The following is a 25,517-nucleotide window of genomic DNA, read 5'->3' as shown; positions in this document are numbered from 1 at the left end:
TCGCGTATTCTGAAATGTTGCGCCGCATCAGTGCGGCGACCAGGGCGAATCGTATCAGTGACGGTGCCCGTGCGCAGCACCGGCTGGAGCCATCGGCGCATCACGGTCGACGCCGGCCGCGGCCAGTTTCGCGAGATAGTCGCGCCAGAGTTCATCCTGGCGGACAGCCATGTCGTACAGCAGGTCCCAGGAATAGATGCCGGTGGCGTGCCCATCGGAGAAAGTCGGCTGCACCGCATAGTTGCCGACGCCTTCGATCATCGTGATCGTGACGTCACGCTTACCGGTTTGCAGCGTCTCCTGGCCGGGCCCGTGGCCCATCACTTCTGCTGACGGCGAATACACGCGCAGCAACTCGAACGGCAGGCGATACGTTTCGCCGTTTGCGTATTGCAATTCGAGTACGCGCGATTTGGAATGCACGACCACGCCGGTGGGTACCGGCGTATCGGGAGTCAGTCCGCTCATGGTGGCCTCAGGCTAGAGCTTGTTCGATTTCCTGCCGCACCGCCTCGCGCAGCAGAGTAGCTTGCGCGCGGCGCGACGACAGCATGGCTTCGGACACCGTGCGTTGGCGCGGCGCCCAGATTGGCAGCGGGAAATGAGCGTCGTTCGAAAAACGCGGAATCACATGCCAATGCACGTGCGGCACCTGGTTGCCGAGGCTCGCCAGGTTGACCTTCACCGGCTGAAGAATGCGCCGGATCGCGCGCTCGACCGCGTACACGGCCTGCATCACGCGATCGCGGTCGGCTTCGGCGAGATCGGAAAACTCAGCGACATGCTTGTTCCAGATTACCCGGCAAAAACCCGGGTAATCGTGTTCGCCGGCGAGGACGACACGCAGGGTGTCGTCCTGCCACAGCACATCGCCGCCATCTTCACGGCAAAAAACGCATTCCATCGTCGTCCTCAGGCAAAAATCGTCAGTCGTGCCATTAAACCAGCACGCGCTCGATTCCGCCATTGTTCGCCCGCTGCACGTAATCCGCCATCCAGTCTTCACCCAGCACGTGACGTGCCATCTCGACGACGATGTAGTCCGCTTCAGTGCCCGCGTCTTCGTTGTAGCGCGACAGGCCTTGCAGGCAGGATGGGCAGCTCGTCAGGATCTTCACCTCGGTGACGCCATTCGGTTGCGGCCCGTCGCTCGCCTTGAGTACGGAGCCGTCCGGCGCACCAGCCGCGCCGGCCGACGCATTGGCCGCGTTGGTCCCATTTGCACCGGCCTCGGCCACCAACGGAATACCACGCAGCTTCGCGGCGCCCTTGCGCATTTCTTCTTCCTTGCGGAAGCGAACTTGCGTCGAAATATCCGGGCGCGTCACCGCGAGTGTGCCGGATTCGCCACAGCAGCGATCGTTCTTCTCGATCTTGTAGCCGTCGTTCTCCGCCCCCATCAGCTGATTGACCAGCTTGACCGGGTCCATCGTCTTGATCGGCGAGTGGCACGGGTCGTGGTACATGTAGCGCACACCGTTGACGCCTTCGAGCTTGATACCCTTCTCGAGCAGGAACTCGTGGATGTCGATGATCCGGCAGCCCGGGAAAATCTTCTCGAATTCGTAACCGGCGAGCTGGTCGTAACACGTACCGCACGACACCACCACCGTCTTGATGTCGAGATAGTTCAGCGTATTCGCGACGCGGTGGAACAGCACGCGGTTATCCGTGACGATCTGCTCGGCCTTGTCGTACTGGCCCGAGCCGCGCTGCGGGTAGCCGCAGCACAGGTAGCCCGGCGGCAGCACGGTTTGCACGCCCGCTTCCCACAGCATGGCTTGCGTCGCCAGACCCACTTGCGAGAACAAGCGCTCGGAGCCGCAGCCCGGGAAGTAGAACACCGCTTCCGTATCGGCGGTGGTCGTCTTCGGATTGCGGATGATCGGGACGATCTTGTTGTCTTCGATATCGAGCAGCGCGCGCGCGGTTTTCTTCGGCAGATTGCCCGGCATCTTCTTGTTCATGAAGTGGATCACCTGCTGCGTGACCGGCGGCTTGCCGACCGTTGCCGGCGGGTGTGCCGTCTGCTTCTTCGCGAACTTCTTCAGCACGTCGTTGCCGAAGCGCTGCGCCTTGTAGCCGATGCCCATCATCGCCGTGCGCGCGAGATTGATGGTCTGCGGATTGGTGGCATTGAGGAAGAACATGCCGGCCGCGTTGCCCGGATTGAACTTCTTCTTGCCCATTTTGCGCAGCAGGTTGCGCATGTTCATCGTCACGTCGCCGAAGTCGATCTTCACTGGACACGGCGTCACGCATTTGTGACAGACAGTGCAGTGATCGGCGACGTCGTTGAACTCGTCCCAGTGCTTGATCGACACGCCGCGGCGGGTCTGCTCTTCGTACAGGAACGCCTCGACCAGCAAGGAGGTGGCGAGGATCTTGTTGCGCGGGCTGTACAGCAGGTTCGCGCGCGGCACGTGGGTCGCGCACACCGGCTTGCACTTGCCGCAGCGCAAACAGTCTTTGATCGACTCGGAAATCGCGCCAATGTCGGACTGCTGCATGATCAGCGATTCGTAGCCCATCAGGCCGAAGCTCGGCGTGTAGGCGTTTCGCAGGTCCGCGCCTTCGAGCAGCTTGCCCGCATTGAAGCGGCCATGCGGATCGACGCGCTGCTTGTACGCGCGGAATTCGCCGATCTCTTCGTCGGTCAGAAATTCGAGCTTGGTAATGCCGATGCCATGCTCGCCGGAAATCACGCCGTCGAGCGAACGCGCCAGCTTCATGATGCGCGCAACCGCCGTGTGGGCGTCCTGCAGCATCTCGTAGTTGTCGGAGTTGACCGGCAGGTTCGTGTGGACGTTGCCGTCGCCCGCGTGCATGTGCAGCGCGACGAACACGCGGCCACGCAGCACCTGCTTGTGGATCGCCTGGGCTTCTTCGAGGATCGGCTTGAATTCGCCGCCGTTGAAGATCTGGCGCAGTTCGGCGCGGATCTCCGCCTTCCACGATACGCGCACCGTACGGTCTTGCGTGATATGGAACACGGTCGCATCCGGCTGCGCGTCGACGCGATCGGCAAACTTCTCCGCCAGCCCTTCGTAGCCGAGGCCGACCAGATAGTGCTGCGCCTCGCGCAAGGACAGATCGAGCTTATCGCGCAGGAATTCCCAGCGCGCGCGCACTTTCTTCAGCAGATCGAGCGCCTGCTGCACGCGATCTTCGAGCAACTCCGCGCTCGGGATTTCGTTGGCGTCGTCGCTCTTGCCGAGCGGCAGCTTGCCGCCCTTGAAGAACGCTTCGAGGGCGTCGACCAGCTGCAGCTTGTTCTTGATCGACAGTTCGATATTGATGCGTTCGATGCCGTCGGTGTACTCGCCCATCCGGTCGAGCGGGATCACCACGTCTTCGTTGATCTTGAACGCGTTGGTGTGCTTGGCAATCGCAGCGGTACGGCTGCGGTCGAGCCAGAAACGCTTGCGCGCTTCGGCGTTGACGGCGACGAAACCTTCGCCGCTCTTGCCGTTGGCCATGCGCACGACTTCCGAGGTGGCAAGAGCCACCGCATCGGCATCGTCGCCGACGATGTCGCCGATCAGCACCATCTTCGGAAACGCGTTGCGCTTGCTCTTGGTCGCATAGCCGACCGCGCGCAGATAGCGTTCGTCCAGATGCTCGAGGCCGGCGAGAATCGCGCCGCCCTGCTTCGACGTTTCGAACAGATAGTCTTTGATCTCGACGATGCTTGGAATCGCTTCACGGGCCTGGCCGAAGAATTCGAGGCAGACCGTGCGCGTATGCGCCGGCATCTTGTGCAGCACCCAGCGCGCGGACGTGATCAGGCCGTCGCAGCCTTCCTTCTGCACGCCTGGCAGACCGGCCAGGAATTTGTCGGTCACGTCCTTGCCCAGGCCTTCCTTACGGAACACGCGGCCCTTGATGTCGAGCGCTTCCGTGCGCAGCAGCTTTTCGCCTGGCGCGTGGTTGCCGTCGAACCACTTCAGCTCGAAACGCGCGACCTCGATGTCGTGAATCTTGCCGAGGTTGTGATCCAGACGCGTGACTTCGAGCCAGTTCCCTTCCGGGTCGACCATGCGCCACCAGGCGAGGTTGTCGAGCGCCGTGCCCCACAACACCGCTTTCTTGCCACCCGCGTTCATCGCGACGTTGCCGCCGACGCAGGAGGCATCCAGCGAGGTCGGGTCGACGGCGAACACGAAGCCGGCCTGCTCGGCCGCTTCGGTCACACGGCGTGTGACCACGCCCGCGCCGGAGAAAATCGTCGCCACCTTGCGGTCAACGCCCGGCAGTTCGGTCATCTCGACCGCGCCAAGTTGTTCGAGCTTTTCGGTGTTGATGACGGCCGAGAACGGCGTGAGCGGCACCGCGCCGCCCGTGTAGCCCGTGCCGCCTCCGCGCGGGATCACGGTCAAACCGAGCTCGAAACAAGCCTTGATCATGCCGGCGATCTCGGCTTCGGTATCCGGCGTCAGCACGACGAACGGGTACTCGACGCGCCAGTCGGTCGCGTCGGTCACGTGCGAGACGCGGGACAAGCCGTCAAACTTGATGTTGTCTTTTTCCGTGACGCGGCCCAACACCTTGTTCGCGCGACGGCGCAGATCGAAGGTCTTCTGGAACTCGCTCTCGAAATCGTCGACGGCGCGGCGTGCAGCCGCCACCAGCGTTTCAACGCGAGCGGCCCGATCGATGCCCGCCTCATCGCCGTGCTCGACCAGATCGGCGCGACGGCGCTTTTCGATCTCGGTCAGACGATGGTGCAGCGCCTCGATCAGCAGTGCGCGGCGCTTCGGATTGTCGAGCAGATCGTCTTGCAGGTAAGGATTGCGGCGCACGACCCAGATGTCGCCGAGCACTTCGTACAGCATCCGCGCCGAGCGGCCGGTGCGGCGTTCCGCGCGCAGTTCGGCCAAAACCGCCCAGGCTTCGTCGCCGAGCAGACGGATGACAATTTCGCGGTCGGAAAACGACGTGTAGTTATAGGGAATTTCGCGCAGACGCGCTTCGGGATCGGCGGCCACCGCAGTGGCGGCCCCGTGCGGATCGAAAACTTGAGGTGCGTTCATGTTCGGACGACTCGGTGGGTCAACCGGGCGCGCTCACGTGTGAGGCGTCGGCGGACGGTGCGCGTGGGGCGCAATGCTGGAAATTTTCTAGGGGAGCGAAGCGCAACCGAAGGCCTACCCACATCGGTCGCTTCACGGCGCTCAAAGACAGCTACACGATCGTGCGTGCCGGACGTGACGCTCCGCCGCGGGGCAAGACTCACGCGGGACGGGCATCAAATGGGCGATCCGAGGCTGCCAGTGCATCTTCCGATCCTTATTCCAAAATGGAATTCTACCCCATGATCCAGCCGTCGCGTTGACGCCTGAAATCGGGGCTGTGGCGGGGCTGTGGCGGGGTTTTGAGGGTTGTTGGATTGAACGGCGCCCGCAAGCGCACGCGAAGAATTTTCCGACCGAACGGTCGGGCTGGCCTTTGCCGACGACGCTCGGGCGTACGCCGAGGGTTCGCTGAAGGCCAGAGCGCGCACCGTTGGCGCTATCATTGACCCTTTCCCGTCTCGCAAAGCGCACCGCGCCACCCGCATGGCTTCCCACGACTACCTGAAGAAAACCCTGACCGCGCGCGTCTACGACGTGGCCCGCGAGACCGAACTCGAACGCGCGCCGAGTCTGTCGGCTCGGCTTTCCAACCCGGTTTATCTGAAGCGCGAGGACAACCAGCCGGTGTTCTCGTTCAAGGTGCGCGGCGCGTACAACAAGATGGCGCACATTCCGGCGGATGCGCTGCAGCGGGGCGTCATTACTGCGTCGGCGGGCAATCATGCACAGGGCGTGGCGCTGTCGGCGGCCCGCATGGGCGTGAAGGCGATCATCGTGGTGCCAGTGACGACGCCGCAGGTGAAGGTCGATGCGGTGCGCGCGCATGGCGGGGCGACGGTCGAAGTCGTGCAGTTCGGCGAGTCCTATAGCGATGCGTACGGACATGCCGTGAAGCTGCAGGAAGAACGCGGCCTGACGTTCGTTCACCCGTTCGACGATCCGTACGTGATCGCCGGCCAGGGCACGGTTGCGATGGAAATTCTCAGCCAGCATCAGGGTCCGATCCACGCGATCTTCGTGCCGATCGGCGGCGGTGGGCTGGCCGCGGGCGTCGCAGCGTACGTGAAATCGGTGCGCCCGGAGATCAAGGTGATCGGCGTGCAGACCGATGACTCGTGCGCGATGGCCGCGTCGCTGAAAGCGGGGGAACGGGTCACGCTAAACGAAGTCGGGCTGTTCTCGGACGGCACCGCAGTGAAGCTGGTGGGCGAGGAAACCTTCCGCCTGTGCCGCGAATACCTTGACGATGTGCTGCTCGTGAACACCGATGCGCTGTGCGCCGCGATCAAGGACGTGTTCCAGGACACCCGCAGCGTGCTGGAGCCGGCCGGCGCGCTGGCCGTGGCCGGCGCCAAACAGTATGCCGAGCGCGAAGGCCTCGAGAACCAGACACTGATCGCGATCACGTCCGGCGCGAACATGAATTTCGACCGCATGCGTTTCGTGGCGGAGCGTGCTGAAGTGGGTGAAGCGCGTGAAGCGGTGTTCGCCGTGACGATTCCAGAAGAGCGCGGCAGCTTCCGCCGGTTCTGCGAACTGGTGGGGACGCGCAGCGTCACCGAATTCAACTACCGCATTGCGGACGCGAAATCCGCCCATATCTTTGTCGGCGTGCAGATCAGGAATCGCAGCGAATCGGCGCAGATCGCCGGCGCATTTGAAGCGCACGGTTTCGCCACCGTCGATCTGACCTTCGATGAACTGTCGAAGCAGCACATCCGCTACATGGTCGGCGGCCGCTCGCCTTTGGCGCATGACGAACGCCTGTTCCGTTTCGAGTTTCCGGAGCGGCCGGGCGCGCTGATGAAGTTCCTGTCGTCGATGGCGCCAAACTGGAATATCAGCCTGTTCCACTACCGCAACCAGGGTGCGGACTACAGTTCGATTCTGGTCGGCATTCAGGTGCCAGAAAGCGAGAACGGCGAGTTCGAGCGCTTTCTCGCGACGCTTGGCTATCCGTACTGGGAAGAGACGCAGAACCCCGTGTACCGCTTGTTCCTCGCTTGATCTTTTTGGATTGAAACGCGCAGATGGCTCTTTCGCTCGTCGACAAACTGGTGGTGGCAATCTCCTCGCGCGCACTGTTCGACTTCGAGGAAGAGAACTGCGTGTACGAGGCAGGCAATCTGCAGGCGTATGAAGCGTTGCAGCGCGAACGGCTGGCCGTGCCCGCCAAACCGGGCGTCGCGTTTCCGCTGATCCGCAAGCTGCTGGCCTTGAATGCCGGCGGCCACCGGGTCGAAGTGGTGATCCTGTCGCGCAGCGATCCGATCAGCGGCTTGCGCGCATTTCATTCGTGCAGGGAGTATGGGCTGGCGATCGAGCGTGGCGTGTTTACACGTGGGCGCGCGCCATTCGGCTATCTGAAGCCGTTGAACGCCTCGCTGTTTTTGTCCGCGAATCAGGATGACGTGCGCGACGCACTGGCCGCCGGATTTCCGGCCGCGCGCGTCTTGCCCGAATCGGCGAAAATGGCGAGTACCTATCCGGACGAGATCCGGATTGCCTTCGACGGCGACGCCGTGCTGTTTTCAGACGAAGCCGAGCGCGTGTTCCAGAAGGATGGCTTGCGGGCGTTCGTCGGCCATGAGATTCACAACAAGGATTTGCCGCTTGCGGATGGGCCTTTGAAGCCCTTGCTCGAAGCGCTGCACCGGCTGCAGAAACTCGCGGACGAAGCCGCGCCGATGCATATTCGTACGGCATTGGTGACGGCGCGCTCGGCGCCGGCGCATGAGCGCGCGATCCGCACATTGATGGCGTGGAACATCGAAATCGACGAAGCGATGTTCCTCGGCGGCCTCGACAAGAGCGCATTTTTGCGCGAGTTCGAGCCGGACTTTTTCTTCGACGACCAAATAGGCCATTGCGAATCGGCCCGCGTCGTGACGGCGACTGGGCACGTGCTGAGTGGCATCGTGAATGCATCATGACACCCGAACAATCACCGCTGGGTAAGGCTTCCACTTACACCGAACAATATGACGCTTCGTTGCTTTTTCCGATTGCCCGGAAGAATGCGCGCGAGGCGATTGGGATTGGCGCGCAGTTGCCGTTTTTCGGCACGGACATCTGGAATGCTTACGAGCTTTCCTGGCTGAATGCGCGCGGCAAGCCGCAAATTGCGGTGGCGACTTTCTTTGTGCCGGCTGATTCGCCAAATATTGTCGAGTCGAAGTCGTTCAAGCTTTATCTTGGGTCGTTTGCGCAGACAGCGTTTGAGTCGATGGAAGTTGTGCGTGACACGATCAAACGCGATGTTTCCGCTTCTTGTGGGGCGACGGTTTCTGTTCATCTGACGGCGCCGTATGAGTTTGGCAAGCTGCAGATGGAAGAGTTTGAAGGCTTGTCGCTGGATCGGTTGGATCTGGATACGGATGTTTATCATCCGGATGCTTCGTTGCTCAAGGCTGCGCTTGATGAAGCGCCGGTTGAAGAGACTTTGTTCTCTAACTTGTTGAAGTCGAATTGCCCGGTGACCGGGCAGCCTGACTGGAGCAGCGTGCAGATCCATTACGTCGGGCCGCAGATCGATCATGCGGGCTTGCTGAGGTACATCGTCTCCTATCGGAATCACACCGGGTTTCATGAGCAGTGTGTTGAGAAGATTTTTATCGATGTTCTTAAGGCCTGTCGGCCGGTGAAGCTTGCGGTTTATGCGCGGTATACCCGGCGCGGGGGGCTGGATATTAATCCGTTCCGGACGAATTTTAATTTGCCGATGCCGGATAATTTGCGGTTGGCGCGGCAATAAGGGGGCGTGTTTTTTGCCTGCGGCGGTTTTTTGTCTGCATGCCTTGGGGGGTTGGGTTTTTCTTGATTTGTTTGCCTGCTCCGCGCTTTTGTCTGTGTGCTTACGGCGGTGGCCTTTCCTTGAATTACTAACAAATCAAGGAAAGGCACTGCCGTAGACACAGGGACAGTCAACAAGCGCTACGAACACAACCAACCCCGCTCAGCGCCTGTGGCGAACCCCAAAAACCTACTAAGCCGAAGGCTTCTTATAAGCGACGCAGTCAACCTCAACCCGACAATCAATCACCATCGAAGAAACGACACAAGCCCGCGCCGGCGGATTCTCGCCAAAATACTCCCGAAACACCTTATTGAAAGAAGCAAAATCACGCGGATCGTCGAGCCACACGCCACAGCGGACAACATGCTCCGCCCCATACCCAGCTTCCTTCAAAATGGCAAAAACGTTCTGAATCGCCTTGTGCGATTGCTCAACGATGCCACCGTTGATCACCTCACCATTTTCCATCGGCGTCTGCCCGGAAACGAACAACCAGCCATCCGCTTCGACCGCCCGAGCAAAGGGCATATGTTGACCACCGGTACCCTTGCCGCCTTCCACGCCATATCGCTTCATCATCCAACTCCTTTAAAAGTCCGGCACGCGCCAACAAATACGCATACCGCATCAATCAGAAAACCAAAATCAAAACGCGCCGTGCGCATCACCCTTCGACACCGCACCGCGCGCCACAAAATGCCCTGCCCGCTCGCCGGTCACGGCCCCATCGCAGTAAGTCAATACGCCGTTCACCCACACCGCATCGATGCCATCGGCCGCCTGTTGAGGATTCTCGAACGTCGCCGCGTCGCGCACCCGGGCCGGGTCGAACAACACCAGATCCGCGTGATAACCGATATGCACCTCGCCCCGCTGCGCCAAACCAAACCGGTGCGCCGACAGGCTGGTCATCTTGCGCACCGCCTCTTCGAGCGGCAGCAGCTTCGCGTCGCGCGCGTAGTGGCCGAGCACGCGCGGAAACGCGCCCCACAACCGCGGGTGCGGCAGCGGATCGTTCGGCAAACCATCCGAGCCGACCATCGTGGCGGGATGCGACAGAATCCGCCGCACGTCGTCCTCGGACATGTTGTGATACACCGCGCCCGCCGGCTGCAAACGCTTGCCCGCCTCCTGCTGCGTGACGCCCCACTCGGCGGCAATCTCCTTCACCAGCTTGCCCGCCATCTCGGGATGCGACTCCGACCACGTAATCGTGATGTCGATGTCGCCCGTCACCTGCTTCAGATCGAGCGTCGACGAACTGCGGTTGTACGGATAGCAATCGCAGCCGATCGGCTGCAAACGACGCGCGCCTTCCAGCGACTTCAGCACCTCCTCACTACGCCCCCAGTTCGACGGCCCCGCACACTTCAGATGCGAAATCACCACCGGTACTTGCGCGTGACGGCCCACCCGATACGCTTCGTCCATCGCGTCGAGAATCGCGTCGAACTCGGTACGCATGTGCGTCGTGTAAAGCGCGCCGGCGGCGGCGAGCGGCTCGGCCAGCGCCATCACTTCTTCGGTCGGCGCCGAAAAAGCCGAGCTGTACGCGAGTCCCGAACTCAGACCCAAGGCCCCGTTCGACAACGCCTCTTCGAGTTGCGCGCGCATGCCGTCGATTTCCTCGGCCGTCGCCGCGCGATCGAGCCGGTCCATCTGATTGCTGCGCAACGCCGTGTGCCCAATCAGCGCGCCGACATTCACCGCGGGACGCGCCGCGTTCACCGCTTTCACATACGCAGCGAAAGTCGGGTACTGGAACGCATCACGCTCGCCGAGCAGGTTCATCGGATCGGGCGGATCGCCCTTCAACGAAACCGGCGACGCGCTGATCCCGCAATTGCCGACGATCACCGTCGTCACGCCCTGGGTGATCTTCGGCAGCATTTGCGGCGACTGGATCACGTGCGTGTCGTCATGCGTATGAACGTCGATGAAGCCCGGCGCCAGCGCGCGGCCATTGGCCTCGATCACCTCTTCGGCGAGCCAGTTCGACAGATTGCCGATCGCGACGATGCGGCCGTCGCGGATCGCGACGTCGCGTTCAACCGGCGGCGCGCCCGTGCCGTCGTACAGTTGCGCGCCGACGATCAGCGTATCGGCGGCTTCGGGATGCGAATGCATGGATCAGTCTCCTAACGGTTGTCGATCGCCGCCGCCACGGTGCGCGTCGAGCGCGTGCTTCATGCGGCGCAGCAATTCGCGGCTCTCGTCACCCTGGCTGACGGCGAGTTCGGTGACGAGCACATCGAGCGCCATCATCATCGCGTAGCGCGACGACGACGGCTTGTAGATGAAATCGGTTTCAAAGGCGACGATCGGGATCACCCAATCGGCCAGTTTGGCCAAAGGCGAAGCCGGCGCGGTCAGCGCAATCACAATCGCACCGTAGCTGCGCGCGATCTTGCAGTTCTCGACCATCTCAGGCACGCGCCCGGTAGTGGACAGTGCGATCACGACACACTCGCGCGATACGGTACTCGCCACCATGCGCTGCAACAACCCGTCCTGATAGGTCGCGACGGGGCGGCCAAGGCGCACGAGTCTGAAGCGCATCTCGTCGGCCAATGCGGTCGATCCGCCACCCATGCCGAATACGTAAATCATTCGCGCGGCGCGCAAGGCGGCGGCCGCTTCGGCTAAAGGCGCCTGACGAAGAAGCTGATGGTTATGCGCAAGCGCAGTTTGCAGTTCGTCGAATACGCGGGTGGCGATCGGCTCGGGGGCATCGGTGGGTCCACCCACTTGCAGGAAGCGCTGGCCCACCGCTGCAGCCTGCGCGAGTCGCAGCTTCAACTCCCGCACGTCGCGGCAACCCACCGCCTTGGCAAAACGGGTCACGGTGGCGACGCTCACCTCTGCCTGCTGGGCGAGCGCGCCAATGCTGGCGCGCGAGGCGCCAGTCAGATCATCGAGAATCAGTGCCGCAACCTTGCGTTCGGCCGAACGCAGTTCCGGCGCGCACTCGGCAATGCGCGCGACGATATCGAAAGCCAGCGGTTCGGCGGTTGAATTCATTGCAGACTGTGGGGTGTCCCGCGAAGGCTTACAAAGAGCCTCCGGCAAGTTTTGGTACTAAATAACATTTCTTCAACCATCGTACTTTCGGTAACATAGTAAAGTCAACTTTGATTCAATTTAACTGGACGATGGAGCAGGGAGACATGAAAGTTACAAACTATCATGGCGCGACGATTGATCCTTATAGCAAGGGCTTGGGCATGGTTCCGGGCACCAGTATCCAACTCACGGATGCCACGCGCCTCGAGTGGAACCTGCTGAACGAAGACGTGAGCCTGCCCGCCGCTGTGCTGTACTCGGATCGGGTGGAACACAATCTGAAGTGGATGCAGGCGTTCGTCGCGGAATACGGCGTCAAGCTCGCGCCGCACGGCAAAACCACCATGGCGCCGCAGCTGTTTCGCCGTCAGCTCGAAACCGGCGCATGGGGCATCACGCTCGCCACCGCGCATCAGGTGCGCGCGGCGTATCACGGCGGCGTATCGAGAATTCTGATGGCCAACCAGCTGGTTGGCCGCCGCAACATGATGATGGTCGCCGAGTTGCTGAGCGATCCTGATTTCGAATTCTTCTGCCTCGTCGATTCCGCCGAAGGCGTCGAGCAACTGGGTCAGTTTTTCACTTCGGTACGCAAGCCGCTGCAAGTATTGCTCGAACTCGGCGTGCCCGGCGGCCGCACCGGCGTGCGCGACGAAGCGCAGCGCAACGCAGTGCTCGAGGCAATCGCACGCTATCCGAATGTGTTGAAGCTGGCGGGCGTCGAGTTGTATGAAGGCGTGCTAAAGGAAGAGCACGAAGTGCGCGAGTTCCTGCAAAGCGCCGTCGCTGTGACGCGCGCGCTTGTCGAGGAGGGACGTTTTGCTCGCACGCCCGCCGTTTTGTCAGGCGCCGGCTCGGCATGGTACGACGTGGTCGCGGAAGAATTCGTGAAGGCCTCGGAGACCGGCAAGGTCGAAGTCGTGCTGCGGCCCGGCTGCTATCTGACGCATGACGTCGGCATCTACCGCAAAGCGCAAACAGACGTCTTCGCGCGCAATCCGGTCGCGAAGAAAATGGGCGAAGGCTTGTTGCCGGCGCTGCAACTATGGGCGTACGTGCAGTCGATTCCGGAGCCGGATCGCGCGATCATCGGCCTCGGCAAACGCGATTCCGCTTTCGATGCGGGCATGCCTGAACCGTCGCGCCACTATCGTCCGGGCACCGAAGCGCCGCGCGATATCGCGGCGAGCGAAGGCTGGGAGATTTTCGGCCTGATGGATCAGCACGCGTATCTGCGGATTCCCGCCGGCACCGATCTGAAAGTGGGCGACATGATCGCGTTCGACATCTCGCACCCATGTCTGACGTTCGACAAGTGGCGTCAGGTGCTGGTGGTCGATCCGTCCTACCGCGTCACGGAAGTGATCGAAACGTTCTTCTGATCTTGATGCAAACGGCGCGCTTCACGGTGAAGTGGCGCGCCATTCGTGACGCTCATGAGGTTCATGACCTCGATTCAGGTCGTGCCGTTCACGGAGGCTGCGGCGCTGAATCGGCTGCGCTTTCGTGTCTGAGGTCTAACCTGCCGGGACAGCGCCAGCCGTGCCAGCCGTGCCAGCCGTGCCAGCCGCGTCGGGCGCGTCGGGCGCTTGCGGCGAAGCGGCAGAGGCCGCGCCTGCAGCATTAGCCGTCGCCGCAACATCGCCGATCCGCGCTTCCAGCATCTTCAAAGCCCCCGACAGCGCACCCAGCGCATCGTCCGGCAATGCCGCCATCGTGTCGTGCAAAAACGCGTTGCGGCGCGGCAGGCTGGCTTCAGTCACCGACCGCCCCACTTCGGTCAAACGCACATTGGTCACTCGGTTATCGCGCGTATCCATGCTGCGAGCAATCCAGCCTAAACCCTCGAGCGTTTTCAACTGCCGCGTAAGCGCGCCCGGATCGACGCGCAAGCGCTCGACCAGCCGCTTCTGCGACGACTCGCCAGCCTGCTCGTGCAGCGCGAGCAGAATGCGCCAGCGCGGCAACGGCTGGCCAACGTGGGCCTCGAACGCCGACATGAACGCCCGATAAGTGCGGCCGAATTGCTGCATGACGGCGACGCGGTCCTGTTCTTCCATGATCTGTCAGTAAAACGATAAGGCTAAAAAAATCAATCCGCGTGAATCACCGGCTCGAGCTTGCGCTGGAGCTTGATCGGCGGCACACGGCGGCTTTGCCACACGGACACCACGGCGATGATCGCCGCCAGCGCGAGACCCAGATGAATCGCGGCGACGAGCGCCTCGCGCGCGCTCTCGAGCAGCATCGCACCGTTGTGGCCTGCATGCGTCAGCTGGCCAAGCAAGGTGGTTTGCGCGTCGCGATTGATCAGGATTTGCGGGTCGCCGAGATCGGAGAACCACTGCGACGCGTGATCGTTCTCCAGCGCGCGGCGCACGCCGCTCGCGTACATATGGCTAATCAGGGTGCCGGTCAGCGCCGTGCCGATCATCCCGCCGATCATCCGCAGCGACTGCAGCAACGCGGTGGCAATGCCAAGATGTTCGCGGCCGGCTGTCTGCTGCGCGAAGATCGTCAGATTCGGCATCACGAAACCGAGACCGAGGCCACCGAGCACCATGAACGACATCAGCAGCCATTGCGGCATGGAACGCGTCGCGACGACCACGCCGAGACAGGCCAGCGCCACCAGCGCGAAGCCGATGTACAGCATCAGATTCGGATTGCGCACACGCGAGACGATACGGCCGTTGGCAATACTGCCGATCGTGATGAACACGACGAGCGGCGTAATGACGAGCCCCGCTTCTTTCGGCGACATCCCGAAGCCGCCCTGGAACAGCAACGGCGCATAGAACAGCAACGAGAACATCGTGAAGCCGCCCAGCACGGCAAGCGTGAAGAGCGCCGCCAGACTGCGATTACGAAACATATCCACCGGCAGAATCGCCGTCGAGCAACGCTTTTCCCACTGCCACAACCCGTATGCCGAGGCGACGCTCAGTGCGAGCAGCGCGAAGGCGCTCAAGGTGATGCCGTGCTTCGGCAGCATCTCGACGAACAGTTGCAGCGAGCCGAGCGCTACCGCGATTAGCAGCGCACCCGGCCAATCGAGCCGCATCTTGCCCTCGTGCTCGACGTGCCGCAGATGCGGCAGGAAGCGCCAGACGAAAAACAGCGACAACAAGCCGACCGGCAGATTCACATAAAACACCGAGCGCCAGCCATAGTACTGCGTGAGAAAGCCGCCGAGCGACGGCCCCACCGCGTTCGCAATCCCGAACGCCGAACTCATCATTACCTGCCAGCGCAGTCGCACAACTGAGTCGGGGAAAAGATCAGGAATGCACGCGAAGGCGGTGCCGACCAGCATGCCGCCGCCGATGCCCTGCAAGCCGCGCGCGAGCACGAGGAACAGCATGTTGTTGGCGGCGCCGCATAACACCGAAGCCCCCGTGAACACGACGATCGATGCGATCACGAATGGCTTGCGCCCGTAGTAATCGCCGAGCCGGCCAAAGATCGGCACGGTAATCACCGAGGTCAGCAGATACGACGTGGCGACCCACGCGTAAAGCTCGAACCCCTTCAGTTCCGAAACGATAGTGGGCAATGCGGTACCGACCACCGTTTGGTCGAGGGCCACCAGCATCGTGACGAAGGAGATGCCGAGCATCGCCAGTAGCGATTCGCGGAAAGGTAAAACTTGCCCACTCGAGTGGTGGGCCGCGGTATGGACAGCCATTTTTGATAGCGCAACAGTTGACCAGTCAAACGATTGGGAATCATAGCACGCAGTGAGGCTCTAAGCTGGAACCCGCCGGTACGGTTCACTGCGCCGGCAATCGACTGAAGAATGGACCACACCTGACGCCAGGGAGGCACATGGAGCCGAGTTCGCTCGCAGCACAATCATTATCGGACGACGACGTGAGCGCGCTGCGACGCGCGAAACACGAACTGGAGAGCCCCGCGCTGGCGATGAAACTGGCCAGCATAGTCGGCGCGCCGCTCGAGAAGCTGCTCTCGCGCATGCCGGCTTTTGCTAACGAAAAGGTCACGGATGCGACGGAGCTGGCGTTGCGCAAGTGCCTCTCGATTGCGCTGCGCACGCTTGGACGGCAGGCCGGCGCCTCCCCCCTGATCGTGCCCGACAAGCCGAGCAACCTGCTGCACAAGTTCGCTGTGGCGACCACCGGCGCGGCCGGCGGTGCATTTGGTCTGTTCGCGCTGCCCGTCGAGCTGCCGGTCACGACCACGCTGATGTTTCGCTCGATCTGCGACATCGCGCGCAGCGAGGGCGAGGATCTGACGTCGATCGACACGCAGTTGCAATGCCTGACGGTGCTCGGCATGGGCGGCACTTCGAAAGCCCAGGACGACGCCGACTTCGGCTACTTCATCATGCGCGGCGCGCTGGCGCAGGCGGTGTCGAAGGCTTCATCCGAAATCGCGACCAAAGGCTTCACCGCGCATGGCTCCGCGGCCTTGCTGCGCCTGCTCAACACGATTGCCGCGCGCTTTTCGGTGCAGGTGAGCGAGCAGATCGCCGCCAAGTCGATTCCGGCGATTGGCGCGGTGCTCGGCGCGATGGTCAATACAGTGTTCATCGATCATTTCCAGCAGGTCGCGCACGGCCACTTCACCGTGCGGCGGCTGGAACGGAAATACGGCCAGGAAACGGTCGAGGCCGCCTATCAGGCGATGGACGTCACGCTGGATGGCTGAGCAGCCGTGCCGCGCGCGCTCGTTGCACTCGTCACGCGCCGCACGAATGCCGCGGCGCGATCGAGCGCGCGACCGCCTTCGGGGATGAACGGTGTGAACAATGGCCAGACGTGCGGCATGTTCTTCCACACTTCGAATTCGCAGTCGACGCCCGCCGCGCGCGCCTTGTCGGCAACGCGTTGCGAATCGTCGAGCAATACCTCGGTGCTGCCTGCCATGATGAAGAGCGGCGGCAAGCCGTGCAGATCGGCATAGACCGGCGAAGCGTAGGGGTGCGTCGCGGGCGTTTCGCCGAGATAAATCCTCGCTGCCGGCCCAATAGCGGGACCGCTGAACATGGGATCGAGTCCGTCGTTGGTACGGATGGTGGCGCCTGTCGCGGCCAGATCGGTCCACGGCGAGAACAGCAGGCAGCCCGCGGGCAACGGATCGCCGGCGTCGCGCAAGGCGACCAGCGCAGCGAGCGCAAGGCCACCGCCCGCTGAATCGCCCGCGATCACGATCGACTCTGGCGGCGTGCCATTCGCGACCAGTTGACGGTAGGCCGCGGCCGCGTCGTCGAGTGCGGCCGGAAAACGGTGCTCCGGTGCGAGCCGGTAATCGAGGGAAAAGACCGGTGCATTCGCACGTGTGGCCAAACCGAATACGACAGAACGATGTGTGCGCGGCGAACAGAAGTAGTAGCCGCCGCCATGGCAATACAGCACGGTAGAGCTGCTCGCGAAGCTCGATGCGCCATCGGCGCGCTCGATCCACTCACCCTGCATCGGCCGATCGCCCGGTCCGTACAATTCGCGCAGACGCCAGCCGCCTGGCACGCGCGGCGACCATGCACGTTTGGCCGTCAGCGCACGCGCTCTCTCGACATCGACGCCCGGCTTCAGGGTTTGCGGTCGAAACTGCCTGCGCAGATACCAGCACGCGAATGCACTTTGCCAGCTCATTGGGACGCGCTCCCTGGATAGTGTCCCGTCATGGTACGTGGGTTCGCCGCTGCGCCGGTGGACGACGGCTTCTAATCCTGAAAAAGCGCCCGCGCCACCGGGCACCGCTTTCCTCTTGCTTAGTTCGCCGGCAAAACCTGCCCGCGAATCTCGCCCGTTGGATTCTGCGCGGTATAGACATTGAAGTACCACTGCCCCGCCATGAGGTCCGTCACCTGCTGTTCGGTGAGCGCCGCCGATCCTTTGATCGGACTCGCGAGCGCGTCCTTCCCGATCGGCACCTGGATCCTGGCGTTCTGCCCGACCGGCGCGGGACCGTGGAAATGTGCGGCGGTTGCCGGGCCACTCAGCCCTTCATAGGTGATCGTCCATTGCAGGGCCTTGGTCGACGTATCGAACGTGGCGTTCAGCATGCCGTGCCCGTGACTCACGCGCGGCGGCACTTCGCTCGACGGTTCGAGATCGGCCTTCAACGCCACCCTATCCGCAAAGGCGACGCCCGACGCCAATGCCCACAGCACCACAGCGAATTTCAGTTTTCGAAGCGCGGTCATGGTCTTCTCCGGACTTTGATGCACCGCCGCACCGACATTTCGGCCACGTGCGAAGCAAGCACATACTAGTGCAAATCCTTCGAACCTGTTTGCGTCAGGGGCCATATGACAAGGGGGTCTTCGCCAGGCAGCACTCGTCGGTAGAATTCACCGTCGACTATTCTCGAAACAGCGCGGGGGCGATGCTTTCATCGAATTTTGCAAACAGTTAATTTCAAATTTTGTAATGAATCTTTTGCGCCATCCCGGTTATGCTTCGGCCTGCGAGAAGTGACTCCTTCATCGAGGGATGTCTCCAAATCTTTAACGCGGCTTCGGCCGCGTTTTTTTTCGCCCGCCCAATTCGCCGCGCAGACTCACTTTTTCGCGCGCGCCAATGCGATCGCTCAGCCGAGGCGCTGCGGCCCCACCTCGCCGACGTGCGAAGCAGCGTCATGCGAGCAATGCGGCCTGCTCCTCAATTCCATCCAGCATCGCATTACACTTGCGCGCCAACGCCAAGCCGTCGCTGCGCAAGCGTTCCGGCGTCTTGACGGTGATGTCCCGGCGGTAATCTTCCAACGCGCTGAGCAGTGGCGGATACTGCAATACGCTCACCGCCCCTGCCACGCGATGGTGCCATTCGCGCAGACGCTCGACCTCAATGCGCTCGAGTAGCGGCGACAATGCCTGCACGTCTTCGCGCACAGAAGAAACGAACGAATCGAGCAATGCCTTCACGGTCGATTCGCTCCCCCACAACCGCGTCATGTGATCCAGGTCGACCGGAACGAATGGCTCGGGGCCGCCGCCCGCATTCGGCCCGGCAATCGGCGGCGCGCTGACAGTGTCTGCGGGTACGGCTTGCCATGCGCTGTCAGTGCCAAACCAGCGGCTCAGATAGTCGCGCAGCGTGGCAAGCCGCGTCGGCTTGACAAGGCAGTCATCCATGCCCGCGTCACGACATAGCTTCAGGTCTTCCGGCGCGGTGTTCGCGGTAATCCCCAGGATCGGCAGATGGTGCGCGCCATTCTGTTCCCGCTCCCGGATACGCCGCGCCAGCTCGTAGCCGGACAGGTTCGGCATGTGGCAGTCCGTGATCAGGCATCCGTAGCTGGTTTGTTCGAGCGCGGCCAGTGCCTCCACGCCGTCGTTCGCCACGTCGCAGGCAAAACCGAGCAAGGCCAGTTGATGACGGATCAGCTCCTGATTGACCGGATGGTCTTCCGCAACCAGAATCAGCCGTCCGCTGGCAATTGCCCGTTCGCGGTCCGGCGGCACATTGGCGCCTTCAGTCATGCGCGGCATGCCGGCTGCACGCGGCGCCACCGAAGGCAGCCCCGTCATCGCCGCAGCGCACGCCGCGCCGAGGCCACGCCACGAGATGGGATTGATACTGACGCGCACCTTGTTCTCGAGGATGCGGTAGCCGGTCGGCTTCGGCTTCTCGGTCAGGCAGATGATCCGCGAACCGGGCTCGGCGCTCGCTGGCAGCGCCACATCTTCAGTCACGAAAATCATATCTACGCCCGCCAGGGCGGCTGGATCGCCAAGTTCGGCTGCATCAGGCGACACGTGGCGCAACTCGAGCCCGAGAGCCTGACCGAAATGCATCAGCGCCTGCGCGACCCGTGCGTCACCCGTCGCCACGACGCCGCGCCTCCCACGCAAGCCGCTCACGGAATAGCGCTGCGATTCCACAGGCATGGTGAGGCGCACGGTCATACGCGTACCGACCCCAGGTTCGCTACGCAATTCGAGGGTGCCGTTCATCAGATCGATCAGCTTGCGGCAGATCGTCAGGCCAAGACCGGTACCGCCGAAGCGGCGAGTGGTAGACGTCTCCGCCTGCACGAACGGCTCGAACAGCCGCGCCTGCACCTCCGGTGCGATGCCGATGCCGGTGTCCTCGACCATCATCTCGAGCGTCTGAGCGTTGCCGGTCTGATCGACGACCGCAACCTGCACGTCGACCTCGCCCTCCGGCGTGAACTTGATGGCATTGCCGAGCAAATTGAAGAGAATTTGCCGCACTCGCACGCTGTCGCCACGTAGCGTAGCCGCAACTTCGGGCGCGATGTCCACGCGTACTTTCAACCCCTTTTCGTGGGCACGACCCGCGAGCAAACCGACGGCGTTGTCGACCAGCTCGCGCATGTCGATGGGTTCGGCTTCGATAGTCAGCCGTCCCGCTTCGATCTTCGAATAGTCGAGCAGATCGTCCAGGATCTGGAGCAATGCACCCGCCGACTCGTGGATCATGCTCAGCATTTCCGCTTGATCCGCATTGAGCGGGCTCCGCTCCAGCACTTCGACGAGGCCGAGCACGCCGTTCATCGGCGTACGGATTTCGTGGCTCATCATCGCGACGAAGTCATCTTTTGCGCGCGAGGCGGCTTCGGCCGCGTCGCGCGCTCGCGCGAGCTCCTCGGACCTGGCGTGCTCAACGCTCGCGTCCACCCAATAGCCGCTCCACACAACGCTGCCATCCTTCTCGCGGCGCGGCACCAGTTCCGCGCGCGCCCACCTGAGTTCACACTCGGCTTCGAAACGAAACTCCATATTCACCGGAGCTTCGCAACCAGCCGATCGTTCCAGCTCGGCCAGCACGAAGGGTCGGTCTTCTTCGCATACGCGTCCAAAATCGATTTCTTCGCGGCTCATCGACGAGCTACGGCCGCCACCCAGCAGATGTCGAGTGTCGCCGCCGATATACGGAAACGAATACGCGCCTTCCGCGGTGCGGCGCAGTTGAAATACGACGGCCGGCAATGAGCGCGTGACGTCGAAAAGGCGCAGCTCGGTTTCGCGAGCGAGCATTTCAGCACGCCGGATATCGGTAATGTCGACCATCGTTCCGAGCACACAGCTCGGCGTGCCGTCGCTGCTGTGACAGATCCGCGTCCAGAACAGGCCGTGCCGCAGGTCGCCTGTGCCGCGTTCAAACTGAAGTTCCGCCTGTGCTGGCTCGCCGTCTATCAGCATCTTGCGTGTGAGTTCTTCCAGAACGCGGCTGTTGGCTTCGCCCCACGCCTCTACGTCCGCGGCCGTGCGCCCGATCACGGCTTCGCGGCGCAAACCACACGCTTCTTCATACGCCCGGTTAATCGCGATGTAGCGCCCATCCAGATCCTTGGCGACGAGCGGATAGGGAACCATCTCCATCATGGTTTCCTGAAAGTTCAGCTGTTGCGCCAGTTCGCGTTCAGTCTGCTTGCGCAATCTGACTTCACGTTGCAGCAGCAGATAAGCGCGCAGCGTGACCAGCAATACGATACCGATGACGATGAGCAACGGCAGAAGACGCACCGCGGTAACGCTCCATGTTCCCGACTCTCCTGCACCGCCGGTCACCCACTTTTGCCGGATGCGCTGCTTCTCGGCCGGCGGCATGGCCAGCAACGCACGGTCGATCAAACCGGCGAGCGGGCTCAGATCAGAGCGCACCGCAAAGCCGAGCGCGTCGGATTCGCCGACCGTACCGAGGATCTTGAGCACACCGGCGTAACGTTGCTTGAGGACGATATCAACGGCGGCTACGTTGCCAACCAGTACGTCTGCCTGGCCGTTCTCGACCATCTTGAGGGCGTCGTCCAGACTGGGCGCGACGGTGATGTTGGCCGCCGGAATACTGTCGATCGCGAGCGGAATCGAGCCGGCGATATGCGACGAGACCACAATCCGCCGCGAGGCGAAATCGTTGAGCGCGCGCGCGGCCGGTTCGTCTTCACGCCCGACGATCACTAGCGGATAGCTTTCGTATGCACGGGTGTGCAGCGCGTTCTTCAGACGTGGATCGTTACTGGAAGAGGTGGCCAGAATCGCCAGATCGCCGTGCTGAAACGCTTCGATGGTCGCGGGCCAGTCGGCCGTGTGGGCACGGTTGAACACGATACCCAACGCACGGCTCAGATAGTCCAGATATTCGGCGGCAATGCCGGCGGGATGGCCGGACTCGTCGACAAAACTGAAAGGCGGCCAGCCGCTATCGAAACCCACCTGCAACGGCGGCAGCGAACGTAGCCAGGCTTGCTCCTGCGGCGTCAGCACGAGGCGCCGTGCAGTGGACGCCGCCTGTGCATCGAAGCTGCCGGATAGCCAGCGCACGCGGATCGCCGTGTCGTCGGCCGGATTCATTGACGCGAGCGCGCGATCGAGCTGGTTACGCAACGCCACTCGGCTGCGCGGCACGGCAAAGCGCAAGTCAGCGAGTCTGCCGCTTTCCTCGAAGGCGACGCGCAGTCCGCGGAACTCCTCAGTGTTCAGCGCGTACTGAACGGCGGGAGTAAAGCCGAGATAGGCGTCGGCATCGCCCTGCAGGACTGCCTGGAGCGCCGCGTGCGTACTGGCGAAGGTTTGAAGCTGGGCGCGTGGGAAGCGCTCGCGCAACGAGCGTTCCAGCGCAAACCCTTTCTCTACCGCGAGGCGCGCGCCGGCAAGCTCAGCAGCGCTCGCGTACCCGTCACCGTCGCGGCGCACCGCCACCGCTGCGGACGCCCGAAAGTACGGCGCGGTGAAGCTGAAGCAGCGTTCCCGCTCGGGCGTGCGAGCGAGGCTCATGACCAGATCGACGTTGCCGGCGCAGGCCGCGGCCAGCAGTTGCGGCATGTCAGGAAACACTTTCGGCTCGATCACGACGTTCGGCCCAACCAGTGCGCGCAGATAGTCGGCACTCAAGCCGGTTAGCTGACCGTCCTGAAGCTCGTCGAAAGGCAACCACCCGCTAGCCAGAACGCCGACGGTCAACGTGGCAGGAAAGGCGCCGCCGACTGACGGATGCGATTGACCGGTGAACGGCTGGGCTACTGCCGGCTGCATCTGCATGACGACAAACACGAACATTGCAAACAGGCACTGCACTACACGTCGCAGTAGCTGCCTCATCACGACACCGCTCGGGCGTTTCATAGAGGACACCATGAAATAAGACCAGGCAGCGCTCACGCGACCTCACCCTGCCCGTGAGCGAACGACGCAGCATGCCGGCCGGACTTGCCGCACAGAAATGAAAACAGCGCACCGGCAGCGACACCGCCCAGCAATGGCGCAGCCCAGAACAGCCAAAGCTGGTCGAGCGCCCAGTCGCCGACAAACAACGCCTGACCGGTAGAACGCGCAGGATTGATCGAGCCGTTGGTAACCGGAATCGACACCATGTACGCGATCATCAGACACGCGCCGGTGACCAGAGGCGCGAACGGCCTCAACCTTCGCCGGCAAGCCGCCATCAGACTCACCATGACGAAAGCGAACGACAGTGCAAGCTCGACGACGAGCGCGGAATGAAGTTGATAGTCGGCCGGAGAATGGTCGCCGAAACCGTTCGCCGCGAATTCGCTCGCGGCCAGTTCGAAGCCGGGGCGGCCGCTCGCGACATAAGCGAGCAGTGCAGCGGCTGCGATGGCCCCGAGAATCTGGGCGGCAATATAGGGCAGCAGATCCCGAACCGGGAAACGGTGCGCGACCGTGAAGCCTATCGTGACTGCCGGATTGAAGTGCGCGCCGGAGACGGTGCCGAATGCGTAGCTCGCCGTGACGAGCGCGAGACCGAACGCAATGGACACCTCGAGCACGCCGTAGCCTTGCTGGACCGCGCCGGTATTCAATACGATGCTGCCGCAGCCGATGAACACCACCCAGGCCGTCCCGACCCCCTCGACCAATAACCGCTTGCCTAGCGCTATCATCCCGCCTCCCAGTGTTTGTGCAAATGGCAGACGGCGCCGCACGCGAGCCGCTAACAATCCGCCTGAATGTTCCAGGCTCGGCAGTGCACTGCATGGCGAAATGACTGCTTTCGTCAAGCGGGCGTTGGAAGTCGAGCCTCAGCTAATTCAGAACTATGAAGCGGCAACGTCACCCAACCAATCAGAAGACTCCTAAAGTCCTAGGAACAATCGAATGGTCGGGATCAGTTCTCTCACACTACTGTCAGGCCAACCCTATCTGTCTCGCATAGTCGATGAGGTCGTTTTCTGTCTCGAGACCGAGCTTGCGCATCGCGCTCCGCTTCTGCGTGCTGATGGTCTTGCCGCTGCGCTGCAGACGTGCAGCAATTTCGTGGACTGCCAGACCCTGCACATACAGCTGGAAGACCTCCCATTCGCGTGCGCTCAGCACGCCCGCGCGCGGTTGCGGTGGCGCGTCGGATGTGTCTATCGCGACGCGTACCTGATCCGATAGGTAAACACGGCCGCTCACCGCCGCCTCGATCGCGTCGATCAACGACGTGGCAGTGTCGCGTTTGTCCACAATTCCGGCCACGCCGAGGTGCAACAATCCAGAAAGCATGTGCGCGTGGCAAATCATCGTCAGCACAACGACGCAGGGATGCGGCCGGGCCCGGAACAGGCGACGCAGGAACGACACGACGTTGCTGGCACCGTCAATGCCCGGCATGCCAATATCCGACACGACGACGTCGCACGCGTAGGTGTCGAGCAACTCGGCCAGCGCCCGGGTATCAGGTGCCTCGCCGACTATCTCGATATGGGGTGCCGTCCGCAGCAGGCGCATCACGCCAACACGAACGCAATCGTGATCGTCGGCCACAATGACGCGGATCTTTTGTGTCATTTTGTATTGTCTTATCGACTGGCACTCCCTGCACGCGACGTGCCTCCCCGGGATGGGCCAAGTACATCTTATGTTCGCCATGCCACCGGACCGGCATGACGTCTCGTCGGCTTAGCGCCGGTTTGGCACGCAATCTTCAGAGATCACGCCGTGCTCGACGGCGAAGCGGAACAACTCCGCGTCGCTGTGCAAGCCGAGCTTGCGCATCGCCGTACATTTCTGGGCACTGATTGTCTTGACACTACGCCCAAGACGAGCGGCGATCTCCGTTACACCAAGCCCGGAAGCGTATTGCTTGAACACCTCCAGTTCGCGGCGCGACAACATTTCCCGGACAAAATCGAGCCGCTGCGCGACGGTTGCGTCGGCAATCAGCAATCGCACCGCCGGCCCGAGATAGCACTCACGAGCCAGCGCCGTGACGACCGCCACATGAATCAGATCGATCCGGTCGCGTTTGCTGATCAACCCATCGACACCGAGCGCGATGACCCTTTTCAGCGCGGTAGCTTCGGTTTCCATGGTGAGTACGACAAGTGCGACATCGGGATAGCGGGCCTTGAACTGCCTGACGGCTTCCAGTCCGTCGCCGTAGAAGCCGCCGGGCATGTAGAGGTCCATGAGAACGAGGTCGCATGGAATACGATCCACTTCCTTGAAGAGTTCCGTGGCGTCGGCAGCACGGCCGACGATTTGCATATTCGGATAACCCGCCATCAGATTCTCGATCGCCAACAAAACCAGTGGATGATCGTCTGCGATGATGGTTCGAACAGGTGAGCTTGAGTCGGCGTTGTCGTTCATCGTTTTGTTCTCCCCCGTACCTGAATTACCTGTCGCTCTCTCCGGAGCAACTGGC

At 62.2% G+C, this 25,517-nt stretch carries 19 protein-coding genes; 5 read left to right on the top strand and 14 right to left on the bottom strand.

The features are described from left to right. Nucleotides 1-54: 54 nt before the first annotated feature. From AYM40_RS01965 to AYM40_RS01955, 3 genes are read right to left on the bottom strand one after another with little or no spacing between them, the layout of a single operon-like run. Complete coding sequence (locus tag AYM40_RS01965) at nt 55-468, bottom strand: gamma-butyrobetaine hydroxylase-like domain-containing protein (protein WP_063494741.1); 414 nt, start codon at nt 466-468, stop codon at nt 55-57. A 7-nt stretch (nt 469-475) separates the two neighbouring features. After that, entirely contained in the window at nt 476-904 is a 429-nt protein-coding gene (locus tag AYM40_RS01960; protein ID WP_063494740.1) for an HIT family protein, read from the bottom strand. 34 nt (nt 905-938) lie between these two features. Next, nucleotides 939-5,033, bottom strand: a complete 4,095-nt coding sequence (locus AYM40_RS01955; protein ID WP_063494739.1) for a DUF3683 domain-containing protein — start codon at nt 5,031-5,033, stop codon at nt 939-941. Nucleotides 5,034-5,558: 525 nt separating this feature from the next. Here AYM40_RS01955 and ilvA point away from each other — a divergent pair. The 3 genes from ilvA to queF are packed head-to-tail and all read left to right on the top strand — an operon-like array spanning nt 5,559 to nt 8,829. After that, complete coding sequence (gene ilvA / locus AYM40_RS01950) at nt 5,559-7,082, top strand: threonine ammonia-lyase, biosynthetic (RefSeq protein WP_063494738.1); 1,524 nt, start codon at nt 5,559-5,561, stop codon at nt 7,080-7,082. 23 nt (nt 7,083-7,105) lie between these two features. Beyond that, nucleotides 7,106-8,008, top strand: a complete 903-nt coding sequence (locus AYM40_RS01945; RefSeq protein WP_063494737.1) for a 5'-nucleotidase — start codon at nt 7,106-7,108, stop codon at nt 8,006-8,008. Beyond that, nucleotides 8,005-8,829, top strand: a complete 825-nt coding sequence (gene queF, locus AYM40_RS01940; RefSeq protein ID WP_063494736.1) for an NADPH-dependent 7-cyano-7-deazaguanine reductase QueF — start codon at nt 8,005-8,007, stop codon at nt 8,827-8,829. The genes AYM40_RS01945 and queF overlap by 4 nt, the downstream gene beginning before the upstream one ends. Before the next feature lie 231 nt (nt 8,830-9,060). On the opposite strand, the gene AYM40_RS01935 is transcribed toward queF, so the two are convergent. The 3 genes from AYM40_RS01935 to AYM40_RS01925 all read right to left on the bottom strand — a co-directional run bounded on the left by AYM40_RS01935 (nt 9,061) and on the right by AYM40_RS01925 (nt 11,892). Further along, nucleotides 9,061-9,447 carry a RidA family protein gene (locus AYM40_RS01935; protein ID WP_028200605.1) on the bottom strand — a complete coding sequence of 129 codons (387 nt, stop codon included), beginning with the start codon at nt 9,445-9,447 and terminating at the stop codon, nt 9,061-9,063. Between the two features lie 69 nt (nt 9,448-9,516). Next, nucleotides 9,517-10,998 (bottom strand): N-acyl-D-amino-acid deacylase family protein, encoded by a 1,482-nt coding sequence (locus AYM40_RS01930; protein WP_063494735.1) that lies wholly within the window; start codon nt 10,996-10,998, stop codon nt 9,517-9,519. A gap of 3 nt (nt 10,999-11,001) precedes the next feature. Then, nucleotides 11,002-11,892 carry a MurR/RpiR family transcriptional regulator gene (locus AYM40_RS01925; RefSeq protein WP_063494734.1) on the bottom strand — a complete coding sequence of 297 codons (891 nt, stop codon included), beginning with the start codon at nt 11,890-11,892 and terminating at the stop codon, nt 11,002-11,004. 146 nt (nt 11,893-12,038) lie between these two features. On the opposite strand from AYM40_RS01925, the gene AYM40_RS01920 reads away from it, so the two are divergent. Continuing rightward, nucleotides 12,039-13,316, top strand: coding sequence for an amino acid deaminase (locus AYM40_RS01920; RefSeq protein WP_063494733.1), 1,278 nt, complete (start codon nt 12,039-12,041; stop codon nt 13,314-13,316). Between the two features lie 135 nt (nt 13,317-13,451). On the opposite strand, the gene AYM40_RS01915 is transcribed toward AYM40_RS01920, so the two are convergent. Together AYM40_RS01915 and AYM40_RS01910 are read right to left on the bottom strand one after the other, a co-directional pair. Beyond that, nucleotides 13,452-13,994 carry a MarR family winged helix-turn-helix transcriptional regulator gene (locus AYM40_RS01915; RefSeq protein ID WP_063494732.1) on the bottom strand — a complete coding sequence of 181 codons (543 nt, stop codon included), beginning with the start codon at nt 13,992-13,994 and terminating at the stop codon, nt 13,452-13,454. Nucleotides 13,995-14,026: 32 nt separating this feature from the next. Then, complete coding sequence (locus AYM40_RS01910) at nt 14,027-15,622, bottom strand: MDR family MFS transporter (RefSeq protein ID WP_063494731.1); 1,596 nt, start codon at nt 15,620-15,622, stop codon at nt 14,027-14,029. Between the two features lie 140 nt (nt 15,623-15,762). On the opposite strand from AYM40_RS01910, the gene AYM40_RS01905 reads away from it, so the two are divergent. Continuing rightward, nucleotides 15,763-16,605: an EcsC family protein gene (locus AYM40_RS01905; protein ID WP_063494730.1), complete on the top strand. Its 843-nt coding sequence runs from the start codon at nt 15,763-15,765 to the stop codon at nt 16,603-16,605. Here AYM40_RS01905 and AYM40_RS01900 read toward each other — a convergent pair. From AYM40_RS01900 to AYM40_RS01875, 6 genes are all read right to left on the bottom strand, one after another. Next, nucleotides 16,575-17,549: an alpha/beta hydrolase gene (locus tag AYM40_RS01900; RefSeq protein WP_063494729.1), complete on the bottom strand. Its 975-nt coding sequence runs from the start codon at nt 17,547-17,549 to the stop codon at nt 16,575-16,577. The genes AYM40_RS01905 and AYM40_RS01900 overlap by 31 nt on opposite strands. Nucleotides 17,550-17,668: 119 nt before the next feature. Continuing rightward, entirely contained in the window at nt 17,669-18,103 is a 435-nt protein-coding gene (locus AYM40_RS01895; protein ID WP_063494728.1) for a CHRD domain-containing protein, read from the bottom strand. Between the two features lie 432 nt (nt 18,104-18,535). Next, nucleotides 18,536-22,990 (bottom strand): ATP-binding protein, encoded by a 4,455-nt coding sequence (locus AYM40_RS01890; RefSeq protein WP_236720881.1) that lies wholly within the window; start codon nt 22,988-22,990, stop codon nt 18,536-18,538. A gap of 32 nt (nt 22,991-23,022) precedes the next feature. After that, the gene (gene aqpZ, locus AYM40_RS01885) at nt 23,023-23,769 is read right to left on the bottom strand and encodes an aquaporin Z (protein ID WP_063494727.1); all 747 of its coding nucleotides are present in this window, start codon (nt 23,767-23,769) and stop codon (nt 23,023-23,025) included. Nucleotides 23,770-24,013: 244 nt separating this feature from the next. Continuing rightward, nucleotides 24,014-24,658, bottom strand: a complete 645-nt coding sequence (locus tag AYM40_RS01880) for a response regulator transcription factor (RefSeq protein WP_063494726.1) — start codon at nt 24,656-24,658, stop codon at nt 24,014-24,016. Nucleotides 24,659-24,769: 111 nt separating this feature from the next. Next, nucleotides 24,770-25,462, bottom strand: a complete 693-nt coding sequence (locus tag AYM40_RS01875; RefSeq protein ID WP_063494725.1) for a response regulator transcription factor — start codon at nt 25,460-25,462, stop codon at nt 24,770-24,772. Nucleotides 25,463-25,517 lie beyond the last annotated feature (55 nt).

The sequence above is a fragment of the Paraburkholderia phytofirmans OLGA172 genome (assembly GCF_001634365.1).
In the GTDB taxonomy this organism is placed as follows: Bacteria; Pseudomonadota; Gammaproteobacteria; order Burkholderiales; family Burkholderiaceae; genus Paraburkholderia.
The sequence above is the reverse complement of the archived record's forward strand: the minus strand, read 5'-3'. Positions and strand labels throughout refer to the sequence as shown.

What these genes read in the sequence shown, in the direction of transcription:
- AYM40_RS01965 (WP_063494741.1), bottom strand. Translation starts at nt 468, where the DNA reads ATGAGCGGACTGACTCCCGATACGCCGGTACCCACCGGCGTGGTCGTG.
- AYM40_RS01960 (WP_063494740.1), bottom strand. Translation starts at nt 904, where the DNA reads ATGGAATGCGTTTTTTGCCGTGAAGATGGCGGCGATGTGCTGTGGCAG.
- AYM40_RS01955 (WP_063494739.1), bottom strand. Translation starts at nt 5,033, where the DNA reads ATGAACGCACCTCAAGTTTTCGATCCGCACGGGGCCGCCACTGCGGTG.
- ilvA (WP_063494738.1), top strand. Translation starts at nt 5,559, where the DNA reads ATGGCTTCCCACGACTACCTGAAGAAAACCCTGACCGCGCGCGTCTAC.
- AYM40_RS01945 (WP_063494737.1), top strand. Translation starts at nt 7,106, where the DNA reads ATGGCTCTTTCGCTCGTCGACAAACTGGTGGTGGCAATCTCCTCGCGC.
- queF (WP_063494736.1), top strand. Translation starts at nt 8,005, where the DNA reads ATGACACCCGAACAATCACCGCTGGGTAAGGCTTCCACTTACACCGAA.
- AYM40_RS01935 (WP_028200605.1), bottom strand. Translation starts at nt 9,447, where the DNA reads ATGAAGCGATATGGCGTGGAAGGCGGCAAGGGTACCGGTGGTCAACAT.
- AYM40_RS01930 (WP_063494735.1), bottom strand. Translation starts at nt 10,998, where the DNA reads ATGCATTCGCATCCCGAAGCCGCCGATACGCTGATCGTCGGCGCGCAA.
- AYM40_RS01925 (WP_063494734.1), bottom strand. Translation starts at nt 11,892, where the DNA reads ATGAATTCAACCGCCGAACCGCTGGCTTTCGATATCGTCGCGCGCATT.
- AYM40_RS01920 (WP_063494733.1), top strand. Translation starts at nt 12,039, where the DNA reads ATGAAAGTTACAAACTATCATGGCGCGACGATTGATCCTTATAGCAAG.
- AYM40_RS01915 (WP_063494732.1), bottom strand. Translation starts at nt 13,994, where the DNA reads ATGGAAGAACAGGACCGCGTCGCCGTCATGCAGCAATTCGGCCGCACT.
- AYM40_RS01910 (WP_063494731.1), bottom strand. Translation starts at nt 15,622, where the DNA reads ATGGCTGTCCATACCGCGGCCCACCACTCGAGTGGGCAAGTTTTACCT.
- AYM40_RS01905 (WP_063494730.1), top strand. Translation starts at nt 15,763, where the DNA reads ATGGAGCCGAGTTCGCTCGCAGCACAATCATTATCGGACGACGACGTG.
- AYM40_RS01900 (WP_063494729.1), bottom strand. Translation starts at nt 17,549, where the DNA reads ATGAGCTGGCAAAGTGCATTCGCGTGCTGGTATCTGCGCAGGCAGTTT.
- AYM40_RS01895 (WP_063494728.1), bottom strand. Translation starts at nt 18,103, where the DNA reads ATGACCGCGCTTCGAAAACTGAAATTCGCTGTGGTGCTGTGGGCATTG.
- AYM40_RS01890 (WP_236720881.1), bottom strand. Translation starts at nt 22,990, where the DNA reads ATGAAACGCCCGAGCGGTGTCGTGATGAGGCAGCTACTGCGACGTGTA.
- aqpZ (WP_063494727.1), bottom strand. Translation starts at nt 23,769, where the DNA reads ATGATAGCGCTAGGCAAGCGGTTATTGGTCGAGGGGGTCGGGACGGCC.
- AYM40_RS01880 (WP_063494726.1), bottom strand. Translation starts at nt 24,658, where the DNA reads ATGACACAAAAGATCCGCGTCATTGTGGCCGACGATCACGATTGCGTT.
- AYM40_RS01875 (WP_063494725.1), bottom strand. Translation starts at nt 25,462, where the DNA reads ATGAACGACAACGCCGACTCAAGCTCACCTGTTCGAACCATCATCGCA.